Origin of the sequence: Saccharothrix sp. NRRL B-16348, from assembly GCF_001280085.1 — a bacterium.
In the GTDB taxonomy this organism is placed as follows: Bacteria; Actinomycetota; Actinomycetes; order Mycobacteriales; family Pseudonocardiaceae; genus Actinosynnema.
Genome location: NZ_LGED01000270.1, coordinates 75,139 through 100,178 on the forward strand (window position 1 = coordinate 75,139; position 25,040 = coordinate 100,178).

At 70.6% G+C, this 25,040-nt stretch carries 20 protein-coding genes, 2 tRNA genes and 1 riboswitch; of the genes, 18 read left to right on the plus strand and 4 right to left on the minus strand.

Annotation, left to right across the window (positions count from 1 at the left end; all coding sequences use genetic code 11):
• Window positions 1–97 precede the first annotated feature (97 nt).
• The 10 genes from ilvN to cimA all read left to right on the plus strand — a co-directional run bounded on the left by ilvN (window position 98) and on the right by cimA (window position 13,991).
• Window positions 98–604: an acetolactate synthase small subunit gene (ilvN, locus tag ADK67_RS46685; RefSeq protein WP_053723072.1), complete on the plus strand. Its 507-nt coding sequence runs from the start codon at window positions 98–100 to the stop codon at window positions 602–604.
• 31 nt (window positions 605–635) lie between these two features.
• On the plus strand, window positions 636–1,649 hold the full coding sequence (ilvC, locus tag ADK67_RS46690) for a ketol-acid reductoisomerase (protein ID WP_053723073.1): 1,014 nt from the start codon (window positions 636–638) through the stop codon (window positions 1,647–1,649).
• Window positions 1,650–1,712: 63 nt separating this feature from the next.
• A complete protein-coding gene (locus ADK67_RS46695) occupies window positions 1,713–1,982 on the plus strand; it encodes a DUF397 domain-containing protein (RefSeq protein WP_053723074.1) in 270 nt (89 codons plus the stop codon).
• 399 nt (window positions 1,983–2,381) lie between these two features.
• The gene (serA, locus tag ADK67_RS46700) at window positions 2,382–3,971 is read left to right on the plus strand and encodes a phosphoglycerate dehydrogenase (RefSeq protein WP_053723075.1); all 1,590 of its coding nucleotides are present in this window, start codon (window positions 2,382–2,384) and stop codon (window positions 3,969–3,971) included.
• Window positions 3,972–4,291: 320 nt separating this feature from the next.
• On the plus strand, window positions 4,292–7,582 hold the full coding sequence (locus tag ADK67_RS46705; protein WP_157621632.1) for a S8 family peptidase: 3,291 nt from the start codon (window positions 4,292–4,294) through the stop codon (window positions 7,580–7,582).
• Between the two features lie 227 nt (window positions 7,583–7,809).
• Window positions 7,810–8,847, plus strand: a complete 1,038-nt coding sequence (locus ADK67_RS46710) for a 3-isopropylmalate dehydrogenase (protein WP_053723076.1) — start codon at window positions 7,810–7,812, stop codon at window positions 8,845–8,847.
• Between the two features lie 278 nt (window positions 8,848–9,125).
• Window positions 9,126–9,252, plus strand: a riboswitch (cobalamin riboswitch).
• Between the two features lie 169 nt (window positions 9,253–9,421).
• Window positions 9,422–10,480: a FecCD family ABC transporter permease gene (locus ADK67_RS46715; RefSeq protein ID WP_082404873.1), complete on the plus strand. Its 1,059-nt coding sequence runs from the start codon at window positions 9,422–9,424 to the stop codon at window positions 10,478–10,480.
• Window positions 10,480–11,232, plus strand: a complete 753-nt coding sequence (locus tag ADK67_RS46720) for a heme ABC transporter ATP-binding protein (protein ID WP_063797948.1) — start codon at window positions 10,480–10,482, stop codon at window positions 11,230–11,232. The genes ADK67_RS46715 and ADK67_RS46720 overlap by 1 nt, the downstream gene beginning before the upstream one ends.
• Entirely contained in the window at window positions 11,229–12,197 is a 969-nt protein-coding gene (locus ADK67_RS46725; protein WP_053723078.1) for an ABC transporter substrate-binding protein, read from the plus strand. Before ADK67_RS46720 ends, ADK67_RS46725 begins: the two co-directional genes overlap by 4 nt.
• A gap of 198 nt (window positions 12,198–12,395) precedes the next feature.
• Complete coding sequence (gene cimA / locus ADK67_RS46730; RefSeq protein WP_157621633.1) at window positions 12,396–13,991, plus strand: citramalate synthase; 1,596 nt, start codon at window positions 12,396–12,398, stop codon at window positions 13,989–13,991.
• Here the strand turns inward: cimA and ADK67_RS46735 are convergent.
• Window positions 13,972–14,604, minus strand: coding sequence for a S1 family peptidase (locus ADK67_RS46735; protein ID WP_053723080.1), 633 nt, complete (start codon window positions 14,602–14,604; stop codon window positions 13,972–13,974). The two genes, cimA and ADK67_RS46735, sit on opposite strands and share 20 nt — an antisense overlap.
• A 57-nt stretch (window positions 14,605–14,661) precedes the next feature.
• Between ADK67_RS46735 and ADK67_RS46740 the strand changes: the two genes are divergently transcribed.
• Entirely contained in the window at window positions 14,662–15,432 is a 771-nt protein-coding gene (locus ADK67_RS46740) for a fumarylacetoacetate hydrolase family protein (protein ID WP_053723116.1), read from the plus strand.
• A 4-nt stretch (window positions 15,433–15,436) separates the two neighbouring features.
• Here the strand turns inward: ADK67_RS46740 and ADK67_RS46745 are convergent, their stop codons facing one another.
• Window positions 15,437–16,687 (minus strand): FAD-dependent oxidoreductase, encoded by a 1,251-nt coding sequence (locus ADK67_RS46745; RefSeq protein WP_082404874.1) that lies wholly within the window; start codon window positions 16,685–16,687, stop codon window positions 15,437–15,439.
• Between the two features lie 87 nt (window positions 16,688–16,774).
• On the opposite strand from ADK67_RS46745, the gene gltX reads away from it, so the two are divergent.
• The 4 genes from gltX (at window position 16,775) to ADK67_RS46765 (ending at window position 19,433) form a co-directional block, all read left to right on the plus strand.
• Complete coding sequence (gltX, locus tag ADK67_RS46750; RefSeq protein WP_053723082.1) at window positions 16,775–18,265, plus strand: glutamate--tRNA ligase; 1,491 nt, start codon at window positions 16,775–16,777, stop codon at window positions 18,263–18,265.
• Between the two features lie 104 nt (window positions 18,266–18,369).
• Entirely contained in the window at window positions 18,370–19,107 is a 738-nt protein-coding gene (locus ADK67_RS46755) for an HAD family hydrolase (RefSeq protein WP_231648704.1), read from the plus strand.
• Window positions 19,108–19,208: 101 nt separating this feature from the next.
• Window positions 19,209–19,280, plus strand: a tRNA-Gln gene (locus tag ADK67_RS46760).
• Window positions 19,281–19,360: 80 nt separating this feature from the next.
• Window positions 19,361–19,433 (plus strand) — tRNA-Glu (locus ADK67_RS46765).
• Between the two features lie 247 nt (window positions 19,434–19,680).
• Here ADK67_RS46765 and ADK67_RS46770 read toward each other — a convergent pair.
• Window positions 19,681–20,382, minus strand: a complete 702-nt coding sequence (locus ADK67_RS46770; RefSeq protein WP_053723084.1) for an IclR family transcriptional regulator — start codon at window positions 20,380–20,382, stop codon at window positions 19,681–19,683.
• A gap of 71 nt (window positions 20,383–20,453) precedes the next feature.
• Between ADK67_RS46770 and leuC the strand changes: the two genes are divergently transcribed.
• The 3 genes from leuC to ADK67_RS46785 all read left to right on the plus strand — a co-directional run bounded on the left by leuC (window position 20,454) and on the right by ADK67_RS46785 (window position 23,368).
• Entirely contained in the window at window positions 20,454–21,857 is a 1,404-nt protein-coding gene (leuC, locus tag ADK67_RS46775) for a 3-isopropylmalate dehydratase large subunit (protein WP_053723085.1), read from the plus strand.
• 15 nt (window positions 21,858–21,872) lie between these two features.
• The gene (gene leuD, locus ADK67_RS46780; RefSeq protein ID WP_053723086.1) at window positions 21,873–22,475 is read left to right on the plus strand and encodes a 3-isopropylmalate dehydratase small subunit; all 603 of its coding nucleotides are present in this window, start codon (window positions 21,873–21,875) and stop codon (window positions 22,473–22,475) included.
• A 209-nt stretch (window positions 22,476–22,684) separates the two neighbouring features.
• Window positions 22,685–23,368, plus strand: a complete 684-nt coding sequence (locus tag ADK67_RS46785) for an HU family DNA-binding protein (protein ID WP_053723087.1) — start codon at window positions 22,685–22,687, stop codon at window positions 23,366–23,368.
• A gap of 756 nt (window positions 23,369–24,124) precedes the next feature.
• On the opposite strand, the gene ADK67_RS46790 is transcribed toward ADK67_RS46785, so the two are convergent.
• Entirely contained in the window at window positions 24,125–25,036 is a 912-nt protein-coding gene (locus ADK67_RS46790) for an NUDIX hydrolase (protein ID WP_082404880.1), read from the minus strand.
• Window positions 25,037–25,040 lie beyond the last annotated feature (4 nt).

A 25,040-nucleotide genomic window follows, 5' to 3' on the forward strand; every position in this document is an offset into this window, starting at 1 on the left:
CCCGTCCGGCGGGGATCGCAACGACGAGGACGAATGATGACCGTGGACAGTGCCCGAGCGGGCGTTGATCGCAACGACGAGGACGAGTGACCCCGTGATGACTAGGCACACCCTGAGCGTTCTGGTCGAGGACAAGCCCGGTGTCCTCGCCCGCGTGGCGGGCCTGTTCTCGCGCCGCGGCTTCAACATCGAGTCGCTGGCCGTCGGCCGCACCGAGCACCCCGACATCTCCCGGATGACGATCGTGGTGTCGGTCGACGAGCTGCCGCTGGAGCAGGTCACCAAGCAGCTCAACAAGCTCATCAACGTCATCAAGATCGTGGAGCTGGAGCCCGCCGCGTCGGTCCAGCGGCAGCTCCTGCTCGTCAAGGTGCGCGCCGACGCCACGGTGCGCAGCCAGGTCCTCGAGACGGTGCAGCTGTTCCGCGCGAAGGTCGTCGACGTCTCGCCGGAGGCGGTCACCGTCGAGGCCACCGGCACGTCTGAGAAGCTCGACGCGCTGCTGCGGATGCTGGAGCCCTACGGGCTCCGCGAGATCGTCCAGTCCGGCATGGTCGCCATCGGCCGTGGCGCGCGCTCCATCACCGCGACCGCGGTGCGCTGATTTTCCAGTTCCGAGGAAGGAAGTACCACCAGTGAGCGTCGAGATCTTCTACGACGACGATGCCGACCTGAGCATCATCCAGGGGCGCAAGGTCGCGGTCATCGGCTACGGCAGCCAGGGCCACGCGCACGCGCTGAGCCTGCGCGACTCGGGCGTCGACGTCCGGATCGGCCTCCCCGAGGGCTCCAAGTCCCGCGCCAAGGCCGAGGAGGAGGGCCTGCCCGTCGGCACGCCCGCCGAGGTCTCCGCCGAGGCGGACCTGATCATGATCCTGGCGCCGGACACCGCGCAGCGGCACATCTACGCCAACGACATCGCGCCGAACCTGAAGGACGGCGACGCGGTCTTCTTCGGCCACGGCTTCAACATCCGCTACGGCCTGATCACCGTGCCGTCCAATGTGGATGTCGCCATGGTCGCGCCGAAGGGCCCCGGCCACCTGGTGCGCCGCCAGTTCGTCGACGGCAAGGGCGTGCCCGCGCTGATCGCGGTCGAGCAGGACGCGACCGGCGGCGCGCAGGCGTTGGCGCTGTCGTACGCCAAGGGCATCGGCGGCACGCGCGCGGGCGTCATCAAGACGACGTTCAAGGAGGAGACCGAGACCGACCTGTTCGGTGAGCAGGCCGTGCTGTGCGGTGGCGCGTCCGCGCTGGTGCAGGCCGGTTTCGAGGTGCTGACCGAGGCCGGTTACGCGCCCGAGGTCGCCTACTTCGAGTGCCTGCACGAGCTCAAGCTCATCGTGGACCTCATGTACGAGGGCGGCATCGCCCGCATGCGGTACTCGATCTCCGACACCGCCGAGTACGGCGACCTGACCCGGGGCCCGCGCGTGGTCACCCCCGCGGTCAAGGAGGAGATGCGCAAGATCCTGGGCGAGATCCAGGACGGCACCTTCGCCACCGAGTGGGTGAACGAGGACGACGCCGGCCGCGGCAACTACAAGAAGTTGCAGCAGGAGGGCGAGCAGCACCCGATCGAGGAGGTCGGCAAGAAGCTGCGCGGCCTGATGTCCTGGGTCGACCGCCCCATCACTGAAACGGCGTAAGATCAGCGGTTTTTTCGCCGGGGCCCGCGGTTTCGACCGCGGGCCCCGGTATACCTAGGCCCCATGAACGACAGCGCGCCCATCTACGACGACAAGGCCCACGTCCGGGGCAACCTCGACCTCGGCGGCGCCGAGTGGATCCGCAGCGACGAGGGCGCGGAGGACGAGGAGGAGCACGTCGAGATCGCGTTCGTCGAGCACACCGACGGCGTGACGTACACGGCGATGCGCAACTCCGCCCACCCCGACGGCCCGGTGCTGGTGTTCACGCCCGCCGAGTGGGAGGCCTTCATCCTCGGCGTCAAGGACGGCGAGTTCGACGAACCCTGGTGACCGGCCCGCACGCCCGCCACACCGCGTGTCGAACCTTCAAACCGCGCGTGTCGAACCTTCAGACCGCGCGTGTCGAACCTTCAGACCGCGCGTGTCGAACCTTCAGACCGCGCGTGTCGAACCTTCAGACCGCGCGTGTCGCGTGTCGAACCTTCAGACCGCGCGTGTCGAACCCTCAGGGACCCCGAGTTCGACGCCCGGGTCGGCGCGGTGGTCCATGTAGGACGCGCGTACCGTGTTCCAGCAGGTGAAACGGGGCACCCGGGTGTCAACCGCCGGGCGGGCGCTGACTATGCTCGTTAACAACCCGGACACATTGCCGTGGCCGGCCGGCGCGGGTGACGACCTGCTCGACGGCCCCGCGCTCCCCACCCGTTCACACCTCCGGGAGCGACGTCCGTGACCAAGCCCGTTGTCCTCATCGCCGAGAAGCTCGCACCGTCCGTTCTCGACGTCTTCGGTGATGGCATCGAGGTGCGCCACGTCGACGGCACCGACCGTCCCGCGCTGCTCGAAGCCGTCGCCGACGCCGACGCACTCCTGGTCCGCTCCGCCACCAAGGTGAACGCCGAGGTCTTCCAGGCCACCACCAAGCTCAAGGTCGTCGCCCGCGCCGGCGTCGGGCTCGACAACGTCGAGGTGCCCGCCGCCACCGAGCGCGGTGTCATGGTGGTCAACGCGCCCACCTCGAACATCGTCAGCGCCGCCGAGCACGCCGTCGCCCTGCTGCTCGCCACCGCCCGCCAGATCCCGGCCGCGCACGCCACGCTGCAGAACCACGAGTGGAAGCGCAGCAAGTTCAACGGCGTCGAGGTCCAGGGCAAGACCGTCGGCGTGGTGGGCCTGGGCAAGATCGGCCAGCTGTTCGCGGCGCGCATCGCCGCCTTCGGCACCGAGCTGATCGCCTACGACCCGTACGTCAGCGCCGCCCGCGCCGCGCAGCTCGGCATCGAGCTGGTGACGCTGGAGGAACTGCTGGAGCGGGCCGACTTCATCTCCATCCACCTGCCGAAGACCCCGGAGACCAAGGGCCTGATCGGCGCCGCGCAGCTCGCCAAGGCCAAGCGCGGCGTGATCATCGTCAACGCCGCCCGCGGCGGTCTGGTCGACGAGGACGCGCTGGCCGAGGCCGTGAAGGAGGGCCAGGTCGGCGGCGCGGGCATCGACGTGTTCTCCACCGAGCCCACCACCGAGAGCCCGCTGTTCGGCCTGCCGAACGTCGTCGTCACGCCGCACCTGGGCGCGTCCACCACGGAGGCGCAGGACCGGGCGGGCACGGACGTGGCCAAGTCGGTGCTGCTCGCGCTGGCCGGCGACTTCGTGCCGGACGCGGTGAACGTGCAGGGCGGCGGCGTGGTCGGCGAGGAGGTCCGCCCGTACCTGCCGCTGGTGCAGAAGCTGGGCACGGTGGTCGCGGCGCTGAGCGCGAAGGCGCCGACCAGCGTCACCGTCGAGGTGCGCGGCGAGCTGTCCAACGAGGACGTGGCGGTGCTGCCGCTGGCCGCCCTGCGCGGCGTGTTCTCCAGCGTGGTCGAGGAGCAGGTGACCTTCGTCAACGCGCCGGCGCTGGCCACCTCCCTCGGCGTGAGCGTCGACCTGGTCAAGGAGCCGGAGAGCGCCAACCACCGCAGCCTGGTCACGGTGCGCGCGGTGCAGGCGGACGGCGCGGTCATCACGGTGTCGGGCACGCTCACGGGCCTGGACCAGGTCGAGAAGCTGGTCGGCATCAACGGTCGCGGCTTCGACCTGCGCGCCGAGGGCAACGTGCTGCTGCTGGAGTACCCGGACCGGCCGGGCGTCATGGGCGCCGTCGGCACGCTGCTCGGCGAGGCGGGCGTGAACGTCGAGGCCGCCCAGATCAGCCAGACCAAGGACGGCGCGGACGCGTTCATGCTGCTGCGCGTCGACCGCCCGGTGGACACCGCGGTGCTCGACCCGATCGGCGCGGCCGTTGGCGCCCGCACGGTGCGCTCGGTCAACTTCGAGTGATCGGGTAGTCCCCGAAACGGAGTAACGCCGCCGAGGCCTGTCGATGTATATCGTCGCAGGTCTCGGCGGTGTCACAGTTAACCGTTAGTTGTCAAAACTGTGGTTGCCATCACTCGTATGGGCTAACTGATCAGCTCTACCGAGCGATTAGGTTCCTCGCACGAGGTTGACCCGGTGCCGTAGAGGGCACGGCACCACGCGGGCAGTGCCCCCACTGGAGAAGACGCTGCCTGCCCGGTCGAATCCGACCTCGCTTGGGGCACGTTGTGAGCCGATCTCGCGTTGGCGCCAGATCAGCCGTACCGGTGGTGTTGGCCGCGATGCTCGTCGCCGGGTCCACCGCCGGTACCGCGCTGGCCGCGGAAGATCCACTCGCGCCGTCCGTCGCGAACGCGCGCGGGCTGGACGCGGGCAAGTTGCAGTTGAAGGTGTCCGACCGGCTGACGGCCGCCAAGGGCAGGGTCACCGCGTTCGTGGAGTTGGAGGCCAAGCCGGCCGTCGACACGTTCGCCGAGCAGACCAGCCAGGGCGCCACGAAGCAGCAGGCGAAGGACGCCGCCAAGGCGACCAAGAGCGACGCCGGCCGGATCACCGACGTCGTCGTGAACGCCTTGAGGGGCAAGGACTCCGCCACCAAGGAGCTGTTCCGCACCGCCAACGGCGTGCCCGGCGTGGTCGTCCAGGCCGACGCCGCCAAGGTGCGCGAGCTGGCCCAGCGCGCGGACGTGAAGTCCGTGCGCACGGTGGTGCCGAAGACCCGCCAGAACTCCAGCGCCGTGCAGCTGACGAACACGCTCAAGGCGTGGCAGGAGTACGGCAAGCTCGGTGACGACACCCGCGTCGGCATCATCGACACGGGCATCGACTACACCCACAGCGACTTCGCGGGCCCCGGCACCATCGAGGCGTTCCAGGCGATCGACGAGACCAAGGTCGACGCCTCGTACTTCCCGACGGCCAAGGTGGTCGGCGGCTACGACTTCGTCGGCAACGCCTACGACGGCGCCAGCGACGACCCGGAGCTGAACACCCCGAAGCCGGACCCGAACCCGCTCGACTGCAACGGCCACGGCTCGCATGTCGCCGGCACCGCGGCGGGCTTCGGCGTCAACGCCGACGGCACCACCTTCAAGGGTGACTACACCAAGCTCACCCCCGAGGCGCTGGACGCGATGCGCATCGGCCCCGGCACCGCGCCGAAGGCCCTGCTGTTCGCGCTGAAGGTGTTCGGCTGCGACGGCTCGACCAACGTCACCGCTCAGGCCCTGGACTGGGCGCTCGACCCCGACGGCGACGGCGACTTCTCCGACCACCTCGACGTGGTCAACCTGTCGCTCGGCTCCGACTACGGCGCGCCGGACGACCCGGACAGCCTGTTCGTGCGCAAGCTCAACGCCTCCGGCGTGCTGACCGTGTTCTCCGCGGGCAACGGCGGCGACCTGTACGACATCGGCGGCTCGCCGGGCAGCACCCCCGAGGCGCTGACCGTGGCCAGCACCCGTGACGCGTACGTGCTGCGCGACGCGGTCGAGGTCACCGCGCCCGCCGGCTCCGCCGGGTCCAAGCCCGGCCAGTACAGCGTGGCCTACAACTACGAGGGCGCGAACGTCAGCGGCGCCGTCGTGGCGATGAGCGACGCGGCCAACAAGGACGGCTGCCTGCCGTTCTCGGCCGCGGACAAGGCCGCCGTCGCGGGCAAGATGGTGTGGCTCGAGTGGGACGACAACGACGCCACGCGTCGCTGCGGCTCGGTCGGCCGGAGCAACAACGCCACCGCCGCGGGCGCGATCGGCGCGCTGTTCACCTCGAACCTGGAGCACTTCAACGCGGGCATCTCCGGCAACGCGGCGATCCCGGTGTTCCAGCTGACCGGTTCGGCGACCGCGGCGCTGCGCCCGGCGCTGGCCGCGGGCACGCTGGCCGTCCGCCAGGCGGGCGACCTGCGCACCTCGCTGCCCACGTACGACCCGGCCATCAGCGACACCCCGAGCTCGTTCACCTCGCGCGGCGTGCGCGGCCCGGTCGTGAAGCCGGACGTGGCCGCGCCCGGTGACTCCATCGCCTCCGCGCTGGTCGGCTCGGGCAACAAGACGATGGTCAACTCGGGCACCTCGATGGCCGCGCCGCACATCACCGGTGTCGCGGCGCTCGTGCGCCAGGTCCACCCGGACTGGACGCCGGAAGAGGTCAAGGCCGCGGTCATGAACACCGCGGGCCACGACGTGAAGGCCGACGGCGAGACCTACGCGCCCAACCGCGTCGGCGCCGGCCGCGTCGACGGCAAGGCCGCCGTCGAGAACCAGGTCCTCGCCTACGTGCAGGACAACCCGGGCTCGGTGTCGGCGTCGTTCGGCACGGTCGAGGTGGCCGCGCCGGTCAGCCTCACCAAGACCATCAAGGTGGTCAACAAGTCCACCAAGTGGGTGGACTACACCGTGGGCTACGAGGCGCTGACCCAGATCCCGGGCGTGCGCTACGAGCTGTCCGCGAACACCGTGCGGCTCAGCCCGCGCGGCATCGCCCGGATCACCGTCACGCTGAAGATCGACGACCCGGCGGCGCTGCGCAAGACCGTCGACCCGACGATCGAGGCGAACCACCTGGACGTGCCGCGCCAGTACCTGGCCGACGCGTCGGGCCGGGTCGTGCTCACGCCGAAGTCCGGCTCCTCGGTCGCGCTGCGGGTGCCCGTGTACTCGGCGCCGAAGCCGGCGGCCGACATCTCCGTGGCCAACAACGTCCGGGTCAACGGCAAGGGCCAGGGCGTGCTGAACCTGACCGGCCGGGGTGTCGACCAGGGTGCCTACCAGTCCCTGGTGAGCGTGCTGGAGCTGCAGGCGTCCTCGCCGCAGCTGCCGGAGTGCCGCCGCAACGTCACCGACAACTGCGTGCTGAACGACACGGCGAAGGGCGGTGACCTGCGGTACGTGGGCGCCGCGTCGACCGCGCCGCTCGCCAAGGCGCAGGGCAGGCCGGAGGACGCGATGCTCGCGTTCGGTGTCGCGACCTGGGGCAACTGGTACAACCTGGGCAGCAACACCATCCCGTTCATCGACATCGACACCAATGGTGACGGCACGTTCGACTACGAGGTCTACGCGACCAAGCTGACCGACACCGACCTGCTGGTCGCGGCCACGGTGGACCTGAGCACGGGCTCCACGGTCGACCTGCAGGGCGTCAACGGGCAGTTCGGCGACGTCGACACGAACGTGTTCGACACGAACGTGGTGGTCCTGCCCGTGCTGCTGTCGGCGCTGGGCATCGACGCGTCGGCGGACACGTCGCGGATCAGCTACCGGGTCGGCGTGGCCGGGTTCTACGTGGCTCCGGGCGCGTCCAACGGCCTGGTCGACGCGATCCCGAACGCGCTGTCGTTCGACCCGCTCAAGCCGGGCCTGTGGGTGCAGGGCGGTGGCGACCCCGCGCTGTCCTACCGGGCGCGCCCGGCCACCGCGCTGGTGGTCAACCACGACGCCGCGGCCGCCGCGGCCGACGGTGCGGACAGCCTGCTGGTCCTGCACCACCACAACGCCTCGGGTGACAAGGCGGACGTGGTGAGGGTGCGCGCCCAGGCGACGGTCGGCGGTGCCGTCCGCGCAGTGGGCTGATCGACGTGCACCGCTCTGGCCGGTCGGGGTTGCCCCGGCCGGCCAGAGCCGTTTACGCGCATCGGGTGACGACCGAACGGGTGCACTGAACCGTTCGGGTGTCCCGCAGTCCGGGAGATATGGCCACGGAGGGGTGTTCCGAGTGCGGTTTCACGGCCTCGGACCGGTAGCCTTTCGCAATGGAAACTAGTCCCGCGCAATGGGACTGATACCTGGGAGGTGTGTGGATGCGGCTCGCAGTGATCCCAGGAGACGGGATCGGGCCCGAGGTCGTCGCCGAGGCCCTGAAGGTGCTCGGTGAGGTCGTTCCAGCGGCTGAGATCACCCGCTACGACCTCGGCGCGGCGCGCTGGCACGCCACAGGTGAGTTGCTGCCGGAGTCCGTGCTCGGGGAACTCCGCCAGCACGACGCGATCCTGCTCGGCGCCGTGGGCGACCCGTCGGTGCCGAGCGGAATCCTGGAACGCGGCCTGTTGCTGCGGCTCCGGTTCGAGCTCGACCACCACGTGAACCTGCGCCCGGCCCGGCTCTACCCCGGTGTGCGCAGCCCGATCGCCGACCCGCCCGAGATCGACATGGTGGTGGTGCGCGAGGGCACGGAGGGGCTGTACGCCGGCAACGGCGGCCTCCTGCGCAAGGACACGCCGCACGAGATCGCGACCGAGGTGTCGATCAACACGTCGTTCGGCGTGGAGCGGGTGGTGCGCGACGCGTTCGGCCGTGCCGCGAACCGGCCGCGCAAGCACCTCACGCTCGTGCACAAGACCAACGTGCTCACGCACGCCGGGTCGTTGTGGTCGCGCGTGGTGGAGGAGGTGTCGTTGCAGCACCCCGACGTGACGGTGGCTTACCAGCACGTGGACGCGGCGACGATCCACCTGGTCACCGACCCGGGCCGGTACGACGTGATCGTGACGGACAACCTGTTCGGCGACATCCTGACCGACCTGGCGGCGGCCGTGACCGGCGGCATCGGGCTGGCGGCGTCGGGCAACCTCGACGTGACCAGGCGCAACCCGAGCATGTTCGAGCCGGTGCACGGCAGCGCGCCGGACATCGCCGGGCAGGGCATCGCCGACCCGACGGCCGCGGTGCTGTCGGTGGCGCTGATGCTCGACCACCTGGGCGAGTCGGAGGCCGCGCGGCGGATCGAGGCGTCGGTGGCCTTTGATCTGGCGACTCGTGACCACTCGTCGCCGGGCGCCACCTACGCGGTGGGCGACCGCCTGGCCGCCCTGGTCTCCTCGAACGTGAGGACGGCCTGACCTCGAGAGTCCTACCTCCAACCCGCGAGAGTCCTACGTTCAGAACGCGAGAGTCCTACGTTCGGAACGCGAGAGTCCTACGTTCGGAACGCGAGAGTCCTACGTTCAGAACACCTGAGTTCAACGCTCAGGACCGGGGCGACCTGCTCCGAGTGTTGAATTCAGGTCGGCTGAACGTAGGACTCTCGGGGCGCGAACGTAGGACTCTCGCGTTGGAGAACAAGTGATCAGGGCCACCACGGCGATGTCGTGGTGGCCCTGACCGCGTCACGGGCCGTAGGGTCGCCCCTGCCGCCCGTGGGGGAAGTCCGGTCGAATTCCGGCGCTGACCCGCAACGGTAGGCCGAACGTCACGCTGCACGACGCTCGGCGAGCCCGATCACCCGTGGGCGGTGGGAAGAAGCTCCAACTCCTGCCGTGGTCTGCGGGACGGGTGCGCCGGCCTGCCGCGAGCGGGCGGGTGGCCGGTCTGGGCCACCTGTCCGAAAGGCGACCGGTGACCTCACCCAGCAGCCGGGGCACGACCGACCGCACCCCGCCGCCGACACCCGCTCCGACACCGAGTCAGGCACCGGTGCCGAGCCAAACACCGCCGCCGGGGCCGCGTCGGCCGCCCACGGCGGGTCTGTGCGTGGCCCTCACCGTCGTCCTCGCCGCCTCGGTGGTCGCCGGCGTCGCGCTCGGACCGGTGCGCATCCCGTTCGGCGACGTCCTCCGCTTCCTCGCCGCCGCGCTCACCGGCGGCACGATCGACGCCGCCGAAGCGGGCCCCTACCGGATCGTGTGGGACATCCGCCTGCCCCGCGTCCTGCTGGCCGCCGTCGTCGGCGCGGGCCTGTCCACGGTCGGTGTCGCCATCCAGGCCATGGTCCGCAACGCCCTGGCCGACCCGTACGTGCTGGGCATCTCCTCCGGCGCGAGCGTCGGCGCCACCGCCGTCGTCACCACGGGCCTGTTCGCCTCGCTCGGCATCTACGCCCTGTCCACGGCCGCGTTCCTCGCCGCGCTCGCCGCGATGGCCCTGGTCTACGTGGTCGCGGGCCGCGACCTCACGCCGCTGCGCCTGGTACTCACCGGCACCGCCCTGGCCTACGGCTTCTCCGCCGTGGCCATGCTGCTGGTGTTCCAGTCGCCACGCGGCGAGGCGGCACGGGCCGCGATGTTCTGGCTGCTGGGCAGCCTCGGCGGCGTCACGTGGGCGTCACTGCCCATCGCCGCCGTGGTCGTGCTGGCGGGCATCGTCTACCTCCGGACCCGCGCCAAGCACCTCAACGCCCTCTCCATGGGCGACGAGACCGCCACCACCCTCGGCATCGACGTCTCCCGCACCCGCAAGGCGCTGTTCGGCGTCACGGCCGCCATGACCGGCGTGCTGGTCGCGGTCAGCGGCGCGGTCGGGTTCGTCGGCCTCATGCTGCCGCACCTGGTCCGCCTCACGGTCGGCGCGGACCACCGCAAGGTGCTCGCCGTGGCGCCGCTCGCGGGCGCGTGCTTCCTCATCTGGGTCGACGTCGCCGCACGCCTGCTCGCCGCACCCGAGGAGCTGCCGCTGGGCGTCATCACGGCCGCGCTGGGCGTGCCGTGCTTCGTCCTGCTGATGCGCCGCCGCGGCTACGTGTTCGGCGGTCGCTGATGGACGTCCGGCTGGAAGACCTCACCGTGACCGACATCCTCCACGGCGTCGACCTGCACGCCGCGGAGCACGAGGTGCACGGCATCGTCGGCCCCAACGGCAGCGGCAAGTCCACCACGCTGCGCTGCGTGTACCGGGCGCTCGCGCCGTCCGGGGGAGTGGTCCGCCTCGGCGGCCGGGACGTCGCCGGCACGAAGGTCCGCGACACCGCCGAGCACCTCGCCGCGCTCACCCAGGACAGCCACGTCGAGTTCGACTTCACCGTCACCGAAGTCGTCGCGATGGGACGCCTCCCGCACCGGAGCACCCCCCGGCACGACGACGAGGTCGTGGCCGACGCACTGTCCCGGGTGGACGCCTCACACCTCGCCCACCGCGGTTTCCTCAGCCTGTCCGGCGGCGAGCGCCAGCGCGTCCTCATCGCCCGCGCCCTCGCCCAGCGGCCGAAGGTGCTCGTCCTGGACGAGCCGACCAACCACCTCGACATCAGCCACCAGCTCGCGGTCCTCGCGCTGGTCCGGAGCCTGGACGTGACGGTCCTCGCGGTCCTGCACGACCTCAACCTCGCCGCCGCCTACTGCGACCGGCTGCACGTGCTGGACCGCGGCCGGGTGGTGCGCAGCGGCACGCCGGACGAAGTGCTCACCCCCGAGGTGCTGCACGACGTCTTCCACGTCCGCGCGCATGTCGTCCGCCACCCCACCAGCGGTGTTCCCCAACTGCTGTTCGAACACACGGAGCCCAAGTCGTGAAGAAGCTCGTCGCCCTCGCCCTCGTCCTCACGACCGGCTGCGGCGCCCAAATCGCACCGTCCGCCGCCTCCGCCGAGGTCACGGTCACCAACTGCGGTCAGGAGGTCACGTACGCGACACCGTCCCGAGTGGTCACCAACGACACCGGCATCGCCGAGCTGATGTTCGCGCTCGGCCTCGGCGACCGGATGGCCGGGTACGTGATCGGCGGTGGCCAGGCCCGGGACGTCGCCTCGTCACCGTGGAAAGCGGACTTCGACCGCGTGCCGAACCTCGGCGAGCAGATCACCAAGGAACTCGTCCAGGGCGCCAAGGCGGACTTCGTGTTCGCGGGCTGGAACTACGGCTTCTCCGAGGCGACCGGCTTCACCCCGGACGCCCTCGCCGACCTCGGCATCGCCACCTACCAGCTCACCGAGGCGTGCCGGAACGGCGTGGGCAAGCAGCGCGGCATCATGCCGCCGTTGGACGCCCTCTACACCGACCTGCGCAACCTCGGTCGCGTGTTCGGCGTGGAGGAGAAGGCCGAGGAGCTGATCGCGGGCTACCGCAAGCAGGTCGCGGACGCCGAGCAGTTGGTCAAGGGGAACCGGCCGAAGGTGTTCCTCTACGACAGCGGCCTCGACCAGCCGTTCACCTCGGGCCGCAACGCCGCGCCGCACGACATCATCGGCAAGGCGGGCGGCGACAACATCTTCGGCGACCTCGACGACAGCTGGACCACCGTCGGCTGGGAGGCCGTCGTGGACCGCGCGCCGGACGTCGTGCTGATCAACGACTACGCGGACGGCGAGGCGACCACACCGGACGAGAAGCGGGCGTTCCTGGAGTCCTACGCGCCGCTCGCCGACGTGCCCGCCATCAAGGCCAAGCGCTTCTTCGTGCTGCCCTACGCGGCACTGGTGGAGAGCCCGCGCAACCCGGCCGCGATCGAGGCGTTCGCCAGGTTCCTGGCCGCTAGCTGAACTCACAGTGTGGGACAACCCGTCCGTGGCATGGTCTGGGCGGACGGGGTGTGGCACCATCGGGAACGTGGCTCTCCACAGCGTGATCATTATTGCCCAGCGCGTCGGGTAGTGCTCCTCGAAGCACCCGGCGCGCCGACCTCTCGCATCCTGCGGGGGGTCTTTTTGTTTGCCCCCACCTCTCACAGGAGCCCTCTCGTGACCCCCCTCGGCGATTCCTTCCACGTCTTCGACACGACCTTGCGGGACGGTGCCCAGCGCGAGGGCATCTCCTACTCGGTCAACGACAAGCTGGCCGTGGCCCGCCTGCTCGACTCGCTCGGCGTCGGCTTCATCGAGGGTGGCTGGCCGGGCGCCATGCCGAAGGACACGGAGTTCTTCGCCAGGGCGGCGGCGGGGGAGCTCACGCTCAAGCACGCGCAGCTCGTCGCGTTCGGCTCGACCCGCAAGGCGGGCGTCAAGGTCGAGGAGGACGCGCAGGTCAGGGCTCTGCTGGAGGCGCGGACGCCGGTGGTGACGCTGGTCGCCAAGTCCGACCGCAGGCACATCGAACGGGCCCTGCGCACCGACGTGGCGGAGAACTGCGCGATGGTCCGCGACACCGTCTCCTTCCTGGTGAACGAGGGCCGCCGGGTCTTCCTCGACGCCGAGCACTTCTTCGACGGCTTCGCCTACGACCCCGACACCGCGCTGCGCGTGCTGGAGTCCGCAGTGGAGGGTGGCGCGGACGTCGTCGTGCTGTGCGACACCAACGGCGGCCAGTTGCCCCTCGGGCTGGCCGAGACCGTCGCCGACGTGGTCGCCCGCACGGGCTTCCGGGTCGGCATCCACTGCCAGGACGACACGTCCTGCGCGGTGGCCAACACCATCGCCGCGGTGCAGGCGGGGGCGACCCACGTCCAGTGCACCGCGAACGGCTACGGCGAGCGGGCGGGCAACGCGGACCTGTTCGCCGTCGTCGGGAACCTCGTGACCAAGCTCGGCCTGCAGGTGCTACCGCACGAGTCGCTGGCCGAGCTCACCCGGGTCTCCCATGCGCTGGCCGAGATCGCGAACATCGCACCCGACACCCACCAGGCCTACGTCGGGTCGTCGGCCTTCGCCCACAAGGCGGGGCTGCACGCGAGCGCGATCAAGGTTGATCCGGAGCTGTACAACCACATCGATCCGGACACCGTCGGCAACGACATGCGGGTGCTGGTCACCGAGATGGCGGGTCGGGCCAGTCTCGAGCTCAAGGGACGTGAGTTCGGGATCGACCTGACCCGCCGGCCGGACGCGCTCACCAACGTGGTGCGCAAGGTCAAGGAGCTGGAGGCGGGCGGCTGGTCGTTCGAGGCCGCCGACGCGTCCCTGGAGCTGCTCCTCAAGGCGGAGATGTCCGATCTGGACGCGCCACCGTTCGTGCTCGAGTCGTACCGCGTCGTGCTCGACCACCACCAGGACGGCGCGATCGTGTCCGAGGCCACGGTCAAGGTGCACGTGGCGGGCGAACGCGTCATCGCCACCGCCGAGGGCAACGGCCCGGTGCACGCGCTGGACGCCGCGCTGCGCAAGGCGCTCCTGCCCCACCTGTCGTGGTTGGACGCGGTGGAGCTGAACGACTACAAGGTGCGCATCCTGACCGATCAGCACGGCACCGACGCCGTCACCCGCGTGCTGGTGGAGTCCACCGACGGCGAGCGCGAGTGGACCACCGTCGGCGTGCACGGCAACATCGTCGAGGCCAGTTGGCTCGCCCTGTGCGACGCGCTCGTGCACAAGGCGCTGCGGGTCAGCCCGTCACGAGCGTGAGCCGCTCGGCGGCGAGGACGCGGTTGAGCGGCTCGAAGTAGGACGCGCCGCCGGTGGAGCAGTTGCCGCTGCCGCCGAGCGAGTGCCCCTGCGCCTGGGCGCCGGTGAAGAGCGGGGCCCACTGGTCGCCGGGCTCGGTGCACACGCTCGTCCGCGTCAGGCCGTAGACGGTTCCGCCGGGGTAGTTCACGGTCACGTTCTTGGCCTGCACGGCGCCGCACCGCAGCCCGGTGGTGCGGCCCGCCGCGCACACCTGGCCGCCGACGGGCGTCTCCGCCGAGCCGCGGATCGTCGTGCCGGCGTACCCGGCGATGGTGGGCCGCTGGACCCAGGCGGCGGTGTTGGTGATCCGGACGATCGCGTAGGTCTGCCGGACCGCCACGATCGGGCCTATGTCCACCAGGCCGGGACCGCGGACGACGGTGCCGACGATTCCGCACGACGGCGACACGATCAGGAAGCCGCGGGCGTTGAAGCCGTTGGCGCAGCGCAGGCCGTTCGCCGGGTAGAGGGGCGTGCCGGCTTCCAACGGGGTCGGCAGCGCGGCGGGGGCGGCCGTGGCGGGGGTGGCCACGGCGGCGAGCAGGGTCAGTACGAGCAGCAGGGTTCGCATCCCCCCGACGCTAGGCACGCGCGGTGGGGTTTCCAGCCGCCGGTTAGGGTGATCTCCGTGCGCATTGCCCGTATCGCCCAACCCGACGGCCTGGCCTTCGCCGCGATCGAAGGCGACGGCGACGACCTCACCGCCGTCGAGATCGCCGACGACCCCTTCGCCAACCCGACGTTCACCGGTCGACGCTGGCCGCTGGCCGACGTCCGCCTGCTGGCGCCGTTCCTGCCGCCCAAGATCGTGGCCATCGGCCGGAACTACGCCGAGCACGCCGCCGAGCTGGGCAACGAGGTGCCGGCGGAGCCGTTGATGTTCCTCAAGCCCAACACCGCGGTGATCGGCCCGAACGCGGACATCAAGCTGCCCGCCGTGTCCGAACGGGTCGACTTCGAGGGCGAGCTGGCGGTGGTCGTCGGCGTCGGCGGCCGGGACATCTCCGCCTCACGCGCCCGCCAGTCGATCCTCGGCTACACGATCGCCAACGACGTCACCGCGCGCGACCTGCAGAAGACCGACGGCCAGTGGACGCGGGCCAAGGGCTTCGACACGTTCTGCCCGCTGGGGCCGTGGGTCGAGACCGAGTTCGACCCGTCCGACGTGGCCCTCCGCACCGAGGTGGACGGCGTGGTCAAGCAGGACTCCCGCACCTCGCTGCTGCTGCACGACATCCCGGCGCTGATCGAGTACATCTCGTCGGTGATGACCCTGCGGCCGCTGGACGTGATCCTCACCGGCACCCCCGCCGGCGTCGGCCCGCTGACCGCCGGGCAGACCGTTTCGGTGACCGTCGAAGGTCTCGGCACGCTGACGAACACCGTCACCAACCGCTGAGCCGTCAGCTCCGCTCGATGCGCTCGGGCGCGCGCCGCGCGAACTCCGGCGCGTGCTCGGGCCGCAGCCCGATCGCCACCAGGTAGGCGGGCACGACCTGCAGCCGCGGGAACCGCTGCATCAGCCGGATCGGCAGCGGCACCCCGCCCCGCGCCGCGCTCGACGTGCCCGCCAGGGTCGGCTTGAGGAACGAGTCCTGGATCCGCCGCTGGATCGCCTGCGTCACCGCGGTCGGCAGCCACCTCCGGCGGCGCACCTTGGCCAGCACCTTCTCGTCCAGCTCGCCCCGGCGCAGCGGCGCGGCCACGAGCGTCGCGGCGGCCACCGCGTCCTGCACGGCCAGGTTGATGCCGACGCCGCCGATGGGCGACATGGCGTGCGCCGCGTCACCGATGCACAGCGCGCCGTCGGCGTGCCAGCGCCGCAACCGGTCGAGCTTCACGTCGAGCAGCTTCACGTCGTCCAGCGACTCGACGGTCTCCATGCGCTCCTCCAGCCACGGCACGAGCTTCGCCATCCGCCGCCGGAACGCGGCCACCCCCTCAGACCGCAGCAGCTCGTCGGTGCCCTTGCGGATCAGGTACGCGCACTGGAAGTACTCGCCGCGGTTGATCAGCACCAGCCCGTCGCTCTGACCGAACCTGCCGGTGGCGCCGCTCAGCTCGCCCTCCTCGCGCGGCAGCCGGAACCACCACACGTCCATCGGCGCGCCGAACGCGTGCACCGGCAGCTCCAGCTGCTCGCGCACCCGCGAACTGCGACCGTCGGCCGCGATGACCAGGTCCGCCGCCAGCTCGCCGGTCTCGCCGCCCGCCGTGCGGTAGCGCACACCCGTCACCTTGCCGCCGTCCTTGACGAGCCCGGTGAACTCGGTGTTCATCCGCAGGGTGAACGACGGCTCGCGCTTGCCCGCGTCGGCCAGCAGGTCGAGGAAGTCCCACTGCGGCACGAACGCGATGTGCTTGTGCGCCCCGGGCAGCCTGCGCAGGTCGGCCATCGTCTGCGGGCCCGCGTCGAGCAGCACCTGCATCCGGTCCACGAGCTGGTGCGGCACCTCGGCGAACGACGGCCCGAGGCCCAGCTCGTCCAGCAGCGTCAGCGTCGACGCGTGCACCGTGTCGCCGCGGAAGTCACGCAGGAAGTCGCCGTGCTTCTCCAGCACCGTCACCTCGACACCGGCCCTGGCCAGCAACAACCCGGCCACCATGCCCGCCGGGCCGCCCCCGACGACCGCGACACCAGTCCTCTCCACGATCCACCCCTCCTCTTTTCAACGCCGGTTGAATAAGTTCAGGATGCTCCTGCGCGGCCTCCCGGTCAAGCCCGATACGCTGATCGAGTCATGAGCGCATCAGCAGCATCCCCAGAGGTCCGCGTCCGCTTCAGCCCGTCGCCGACCGGCACGCCCCACGTGGGGCTCATCCGCACCGCCCTGTTCAACTGGGCGTACGCCCGCCACACCGGTGGCGCCGTGGTGTTCCGGATCGAGGACACCGACGCGGCCCGCGACTCCGAGGAGTCGTACCTCTCGCTGCTGGAAGCCATGCGCTGGCTCGGCCTGGACTGGGACGAGGGTCCCGAGGTCGGCGGCCCGCACGCGCCGTACCGGCAGAGCCAGCGCCGCGACCTCTACGACGACATCGCCAAGCGCTTGTTCGAGGCGGGCGAGCTGTACGAGTCGTTCTCCACGGCCGAGGAGATCGAGGCCCGGCGCAAGGCCGCCGGCCAGGACCCGAAGCTGGGCTACGACGGCCACGACCGCGGCCTGACCGAGGAGCAGCGGGCCGCGTTCCGCGCCGAGGGCCGCGAGCCGGTGCTGCGCCTGAAGATGCCCGACGAGGACATCACGTGGGTCGACCTGGTGCGCGGTGAGATCACGTTCAAGGCGGGCAACACGCCCGACCCGGTGCTGGTGCGCGCCAACGGCGATCCGCTGTACCCCTTCGTGAACCCGGTCGACGACGCCCTGATGGGCATCACGCACGTGCTGCGCGGCGAGGACCTGCTCCCGTCGACCCCTCGCCAGATCGCGCTGTACCAGGCGTTGACCCGGATCGGCGTCACCACGTTCACGCCGCAGTTCGGGCACCTGCCGTACGTGATGGGCGAGGGCAACAAGAAGCTCTCCAAGCGCGACCCGCAGTCGAACCTGTTCCTCTACCGCGACCGCGGTTTCCTGCCTGAGGGCCTGCTGAACTACCTGGCGCTGCTCGGCTGGTCCATCGCCGAGGACCGCGACATCTTCACCGTGGCCGAGCTGGTCGAGGCGTTCGACCTGGACAAGGTCAGCGCCAACCCGGCCCGCTTCGACCTGAAGAAGGCCGAGGCGATCAACGCCACGCACCTGCGCGCGCTGCCCGTCGAGGACTTCGTCAGCCGCGTGCTGCCCCACCTGATCAAGGACGGCGTGCTGCCCGCCGAGCCCACGCCGGAGCAGGTCGCCCTGCTGTCGGGCGTCGCGCCGCTCGTGCAGGAACGGCTCGTGGTGCTCTCCGAGGCGTCCGGGATGGTGCGGTTCCTGTTCGTCGCGGAAGAGGACTTCACGCCCGAGGAGGACTCCGCGGCGAAGGCGCTCGGCCAGGACGCGCGGCCCGTGCTCGAGGCGGCCATCGGCGCCCTGGAATCGCTTCCGGAGTGGACGACCGCCGCCGTCGAGGAGGCGCTGAAGGTGTCGCTTGTGGACGGATTGGGCCTCAAACCGCGCAAGGCCTACGCCCCCGTGCGGGTCGCCGTGACGGGCCGTACCGTCTCGCCGCCACTGTACGAATCCATGGAACTACTGGGTCAGAGTCGCTCGATCGGGCGATTGCGCCGCGCGCTCGGGGCAATCTGACTGGTTCGTTCGGGCGGTTCAGGGGTGCTTGACCGTGCAAGAACCCCTAGATATCACCTCTCTGGTCGAGTCGGACGAGGGGTGACCGCACCTAGCCTCACGGGGTGACAACCGCAGCCCCGACTTTCACCCCTCGGAGAACCGGCGAGATCCGGGCCGTGTGCCTCGACGTCGACGACACCCTCGTCGACTACAGCACGTCGTCCCGGGCCGCCCTGGCCGCGATGGTCGGCAACGCCGACGCCTGGCCGCTGTGGCAGCGCATCACGGACGAGCACTGCGAACGACTCCTCGCCGGCGAGCTCGAGTACGAGACGATGCGCAACATCCGCACCCGCGCCTTCTTCGCGGCCCTCGGCGAGGAGTTGGACCAGGAGGAGGCGACCCGCCGGGAACTGCGCCGGCAGGAAGTCCTCGCGTCCGGCTGGCGGCTGTTCCCGGACGTCGTGCCGTGCCTGGAGTGGCTGCGGGCCACCGGTCTGCCCATGGCGGCCGTGAGCAACGCCTCAGGGCGTCACCAGCGGGTGAAAATCGCCTCGCTGGGGCTCGCGCAGTACTTCGACACCGTCCTCATCGCCGGCGAGGTCGGCGCGGCGAAACCGGACCGGGTGATCTTCGACACCGCGTGCGCGGACCTGGGCGTCGACCTGGGTGACACGGTGCACATCGGCGACCGCCTGCACGCCGACGCGATCGGCGCGCGCGACGCGGGCATGAGGGGCGTGTGGCTGAACCGCCAGGGCCCCCGCGAAGGCGCGCTGCCCGCCGGCATCTCCGCCATCAGCAGCCTCGCTGAGCTGCCCGAACTCCTGGTCTGCGAGCTCTCGGCCGCCTCGGCGTGACCCCGATTTCCGTTCCGCCGGGTACGTGGTCTAGTATTCCTCCCGGCGGAACGGAGAGGCCCCCTGAGCAAGACCAACAGGGAGTCGGGCCGGGAAACCAATGGGGTATGGTGTAATTGGCAGCACGACTGATTCTGGTTCAGTTAGTCTAGGTTCGAGTCCTGGTACCCCAGCTGCGAAGTGGCAAATCGAGTGTGGTAAGCTACTCGCAACGCAGGACAGCAAGATGATAAAGTGAATACCGAAAGTTCCTGGCCCCGTCGTCTAGCGGCCTAGGACGCCGCCCTCTCAAGGCGGTAGCGTGGGTTCGAATCCCATCGGGGCTACAGATCAGGGAGATCCCTGTTTCGCTGACGCGAAACGGGGATCTTTCGCATTTACACCGGGGGCGCGGCCCCCGGACCCCGCGCAGGAGGGCTTCGCCCCCTGCACCCCCGGGCCGGCTGGCACCGTGGTGAGTTGGCAGCGCCCCCGCCGGATCCAGCGTGGCGGGGGCGAATCGGGCCGGTAGAGCGGTCGGTGGCGGGTGATTGGGCCGGTAGGCCGGTAGGCCGGTTGTGGCGGCGTCGCGGGCTAGAGGCGGGATTGGAGGGCTTCGGCGGCGGCCAGGAGGTCGGCGGCCCAGCGGGCGCCCGGGCGGCGGCCCATGCGGTCGATGGGGCCCGAAACGGAGACCGCGGCGACGACCGAGCCCGTGCTGTCGCGGACCGGGGCGGAAACGGAAGCTACGCCCGGTTCGCGTTCTGCCACCGATTGCGCCCAGCCGCGGCGGCGCACTTCCAACAATGTGCGCTCGCCGTAAACGGCGTCGGCGAGAACGGAGCGTTGGGTGCCCGGATCCGCCCACGCCGCCAATACCTTCGCGCCCGAACCCGCCGTCATCGGCAATCGCGCGCCGATCGGCACGGTGTCGCGCAAACCACTCGGTGGTTCCGCGGACGACACGCAGATCCGCTGCATCCCGTCCCGCCGGTACAACTGGACGCTCTCGCCCGTGATGTCGCGCAACCTCGGCAACACCGAGGACGCCGCGTCGAGCAGCGGGTCGGTGGCCCCGCCCGCCAACTCCGCCAGTGCCGCGCCCGGGCGCCAGCGGCCGTCGGAACCCCGTCGCAGCAACCGGTGCACCTCGAGCCCGACCGCCAACCTGTGCGCGGTAGCCCTCGGCAAGCCCGTCCGGTTGCACAACTCGGCGAGCCCACACGGATCCTTTGCGACGGCGTTCAAGACGGCCACTGCCTTGTCGAGCACGCCGATCCCGCTATGCTGTCCCACAAGCCGATACTAACTTCCCACTGTCTGGGAAGTCCAGATCTATCGACTGTCCAGATCTTGGGAGAGTTGCGATGAGCCGCACGCTTGCGGAGAAGGTGTGGGAAGCACACGTCGTGCGCCACGGCAGTGGCGCGGAGCCGGACCTGCTCTACATCGACCTCCACCTGCTGCACGAAGTGACCAGCCCGCAGGCGTTCGACGGCCTGCGGCTGGCGGGGCGAGGGCTCCGCCGCCCGGACCTCACGATCGCCACCGAGGACCACAACGTCCCGACGATCGACATCGAGCTGCCCATCGCCGACCCGGTCTCGCGCACGCAGGTCGAGACGCTGCGCAAGAACTGCGCGGAGTTCGGCGTGCGCCTGCACCCGATGGGCGACGCCGAGCAGGGCATCGTGCACGTCGTCGGGCCGCAGCTGGGCCTGACCCAGCCGGGCATGACCGTCGTCTGCGGTGACAGCCACACGTCGACGCACGGCGCGTTCGGCGCGCTGGCGTTCGGCATCGGCACGTCCGAGGTGGAGCACGTGATGGCCACCCAGACCCTGCCGCTGCGGCCGTTCAAGACCATGGCCATCACGGTCGACGGCGAGCTCCAGCCCGGTGTCACGGCGAAGGACGTCATCCTCGCGGTGATCGCGAAGATCGGCACCGGCGGCGGCCAGGGCTACGTCCTGGAGTACCGGGGCAGCGCGATCGAGGCGCTGTCCATGGAAGCGCGCATGACCGTGTGCAACATGTCGATCGAGGCGGGCGCCCGCGCGGGCATGATCGCGCCGGACCAGACCACGTTCGACTACATCAAGGGCCGTCCGCACGCGCCGTCCGGCGCGGACTGGGACGCGGCCGTCGAGTACTGGCGGACCCTGCGCACCGACGACGACGCCGAGTTCGACGCCGAGGTCCGCCTCGACGCCGCCGAGCTGACGCCGTTCGTCACCTGGGGCACCAACCCGGGCCAGGGCCTGCCGCTGAGCGCCAGCGTGCCCGACCCCGAGACCATCGTCGACGAGAACGAGCGCGTGGCCGCCGAGAAGGCCCTGACCTACATGGGGCTGGAGGCGGGCACCCCGCTGCGCGACATCCACGTCGACACCGTGTTCCTCGGCTCGTGCACCAACGGCCGCATCGAGGACCTGCGCGCGGCGGCGGACGTCCTGCGCGGCCACCAGGTGGCCGACGGCGTGCGGATGCTCGTCGTGCCCGGCTCCATGCGGGTGCGCGCGCAGGCCGAGTCCGAAGGGCTGCACGAAGTGTTCTTGGCGGCGGGCGCCGAGTGGCGCCAGGCCGGCTGCTCGATGTGCCTGGGCATGAACCCGGACCAGCTCAAGCCCGGCGAGCGCAGCGCGTCGACCTCCAACCGCAACTTCGAGGGCAGGCAGGGCAAGGGTGGCCGCACCCACCTGGTTTCGCCACTCGTGGCCGCCGCCACCGCCGTGCGCGGCACGCTGTCGTCGCCCGCCGACCTGGTCTGAGGGAGTTTCGAGAACATGGATGCGTTCACCAGGCACACCGGGGTCGGCGTTCCGCTGCGCAGGTCCAACGTGGACACCGACCAGATCATCCCGGCCGTCTACCTCAAGCGCGTGACCCGCACGGGCTTCGAGGACGGCCTGTTCGCCGCCTGGCGCGGCGACGAGCAGTTCGTGCTCAACCAGGAACCGTTCCGGGCCGGCAGCGTGCTCGTCGCCGGGCCCGATTTCGGCACCGGGTCGTCCCGGGAGCACGCCGTCTGGGCGCTCATGGATTACGGCTTCCGGGTGGTCATCTCGTCCCGGTTCGCCGACATCTTCCGGGGCAACGCCGGCAAGCAGGGCCTCGTGGCGGCCCAGTGCGAGCAGTCCGATGTCGAATTGCTGTGGAAGCTGCTCGAGAACGAGCCCGGCACCGAGGTGACCGTCGACCTGACCGCGAACACGGTTGTGGCGAAGGACTTCACCGCGCCGTTCACGGTCGACGAGTACACCCGCTGGCGGCTGCTGGAGGGATTGGACGACATCGCCCTGACCCTGCGGCACGCCGACGACATCACGGAGTTCGAGCAGCGCAGGCAGGCTTGGTTGCCGACTACCGATCCGCTGCCCGCGGGGTGACCGGCGAAGGGGTCGGATTCCCTCCGAACAGCGGGAATCCGGCCCCTTCGATCCCTCCGCCGGCCGCCCGGGTGTCCCTCGACAGGTCGTAATTGCCCACGCCACAACAAGAAATCTGGCGTGGCGATTGGTATTTCCTTGCATATGGGCTTACCGTGGGCAATCAGTCGGCCCGACTAGGGCCGTGAGCGTCCTGGGAGGGACTGAAGGTGAACAAGGCCCAGCTCATCGAGGCGCTCGCCGAGCGCCTTGGCGACAAGAAGAACGCCGCTGCCGCTGTCGACGGCATCGTCGACGTCATCGTCCGCAGCGTCCACAAGGGCGAGAAGGTCAACATCACCGGCTTCGGTGTCTTCGAGAAGCGTGCCCGTGCGGCCCGCACCGCTCGCAACCCGCGCACCGGTGAGACCGTGAAGGTCAAGAAGACCAACGTTCCCGCGTTCCGCGCGGGTTCGACGTTCAAGGACGTCATCAGCGGCACGAAGAAGCTGCCGCGCGTCACGGCCGCCAAGCCCGCTGCCGCCGCGGCGGCCAAGCCGGCCGCCGCGACGAAGGCTCCGGCGACCCGCAGCACCACCGCCCGTACCACCACTGCGCGCGCGACGCGCAGCACCGGTACGGCCACGCGTGCGGCTGCGGCAGCCACGAAGGCGCCGGCGACCCGCCGGACCGCCGCGGCTGCGAAGCCCGCCGCCACCGCCACCAAGGCCGCGCCTGCCAAGAGCACCGCGACCAAGGCCACCGCCGCGAAGACGACGACGGCGGCGAAGGCGACCGCGGCGAAGCCCGCGGCGGCGAAGAAGGCCACCACGGCGAAGGCGACGCCGGCGAAGGCCACCACGGCCGCAGCCGCCAAGCCCGCGGCGAAGAAGGCCCCGGCCAAGAAGAAGTGAAACCGGGCCGGGTGATCACCGGCCAGGTACGCAACACACGCTCAGGGCCCGATGCGGACGCGCACCGGGCCCTGAGCGCTTGCTACCCCCGCAACCCCGTTCCGACCCGGCAGAGGCGTTCTCAGCCCCCGTTTCCACGCTTGCCCGCCTCGCCCTTCACCTCGGAACCCCGAACCTCCCCCACCACCGCGTGAGTCGTACCTTCGCGTCGCGCGTGTCCTACGTTCAGAACGCGCGTGTCCTACGTTCAGGACCCCCGAGTTCAACGCTCGGAACGCGCGCGGATGGGTGCTCGGAACGCGCGGGGTGAGTTCGGGGCGTGAGCGATCGGCGCTCTGATCGCGCCGGGCGCGCTTGGTCCGGCCGTTCGGTCAGCGCGAATCGGGCCGCCGTTGCGTCGGTGCCGATACGGCGTCCCGGTGATGGTGAAGATGCTTCGCAGGGGTCCCCGCCGGGGGGATCCCCGGTTTTCATGCTGCCGGCCCGGTCTGACAATTCCGGTGGCGTTCTGGGCGCCTGTGGAGAACTCACCGTGCTCGAACGGACTCCCGGCGTGACCCGACCGGCCTAAGGGCTGTCCTCGAAGTGGGTGCGGCTGGTTGAGCCGTGATCCGCAGGTCGAGTGGACGACGTCGGGTGGCAACGGAATGCCGTTTCAAAGCCTCGCCCACGACGGCCGAGCGGTGGTGTCGACCGGTGGCAACGTCAACGACAGCGCCGTGTTCACCCAGGTCAGGCCGCCTTCGAGCCGGCGGGTCAGGTGGTCGGGGTCGGCAGCGCGGTCGGGAAGTAGTGGGCCGAGACCAGACGCGGCCAGGACGTGTGCGAGTCCGAAGTGGACCACCCCGGCTCCGGCCGGCGGAACGCCAGCAGCCACGCGCTGCCCTTCTTGCACGGCGTGCCGCCCAACGACAGACCGCCCAGGTCGGCGAGGGTGGAGACGATGTCCGGGATCACACCGCCCTGGCTGCACACGACGGGCGTCCCGACGCCGTCCACGATCTCCAGCAGCCGCACCAGCCCGGCCTCGCGGTCCGGCCAGTACCCCTCCTCGGACAACCGCGGCTCCAGCAGCACGCCGACGCCCAAGTCCTCCGCCACCCCCTGAACGGTCTCCACGCACCGCACCCGAGGCGCGGAGTGCACCCGCACCGGCCCCCACAGCGGCAGCATCGACCGCAGCCCACCAGCCTGCCGCCACCCCGCCGAGCTCAACGGCCGCAGGTTGTCGTCACCCGGCCAGTTGTCCCGCTTGCCCGCCTTCGCGTGCCGCACCAGCAACACCGTCGCCAAATCCGCCGGCTCCGCCGTGAACGCCGCCAGCACCGAACGATCCGTGTCCGACGTCACCAGCGAAGCCGCCTCGGCGAACGGCACCCACCGCAGCTCGTCCACCTCGTCGTTCGGCGCGAACGCGCCCGACGCGACCTGCGCGCTGAAGTAGTCCACGACCTTCGGCTTGCCGAAAGCCCGGTACGTCACCTGGCACAGGTACCGACCCAGCACGGCGTGGAAGCCGGTCTCCTCCAGCACCTCCCGCACCGCCGCCGCGGGCACCGTCTCGCCGGGGTCCAGCTTGCCCTTGGGCAGGGACCAGTCGTCATAGCGCGGCCGGTGCACGACCGCCACGGAACCATCGCGCCACAGCACGGCGCCGGCAGCCCGGATCAAC

Excerpts from the sequence above, each read along its gene's own strand:
- ilvN (WP_053723072.1), top strand. The coding sequence starts at position 98 with ATGACTAGGCACACCCTGAGCGTTCTGGTCGAGGACAAGCCCGGTGTC.
- ADK67_RS46695 (WP_053723074.1), top strand. The coding sequence starts at position 1,713 with ATGAACGACAGCGCGCCCATCTACGACGACAAGGCCCACGTCCGGGGC.
- ADK67_RS46705 (WP_157621632.1), top strand. The coding sequence starts at position 4,292 with ATGCTCGTCGCCGGGTCCACCGCCGGTACCGCGCTGGCCGCGGAAGAT.
- ADK67_RS46710 (WP_053723076.1), top strand. The coding sequence starts at position 7,810 with ATGCGGCTCGCAGTGATCCCAGGAGACGGGATCGGGCCCGAGGTCGTC.
- ADK67_RS46720 (WP_063797948.1), top strand. The coding sequence starts at position 10,480 with ATGGACGTCCGGCTGGAAGACCTCACCGTGACCGACATCCTCCACGGC.
- ADK67_RS46735 (WP_053723080.1), bottom strand. The coding sequence starts at position 14,604 with ATGCGAACCCTGCTGCTCGTACTGACCCTGCTCGCCGCCGTGGCCACC.
- gltX (WP_053723082.1), top strand. The coding sequence starts at position 16,775 with ATGAGCGCATCAGCAGCATCCCCAGAGGTCCGCGTCCGCTTCAGCCCG.
- leuC (WP_053723085.1), top strand. The coding sequence starts at position 20,454 with ATGAGCCGCACGCTTGCGGAGAAGGTGTGGGAAGCACACGTCGTGCGC.
- leuD (WP_053723086.1), top strand. The coding sequence starts at position 21,873 with ATGGATGCGTTCACCAGGCACACCGGGGTCGGCGTTCCGCTGCGCAGG.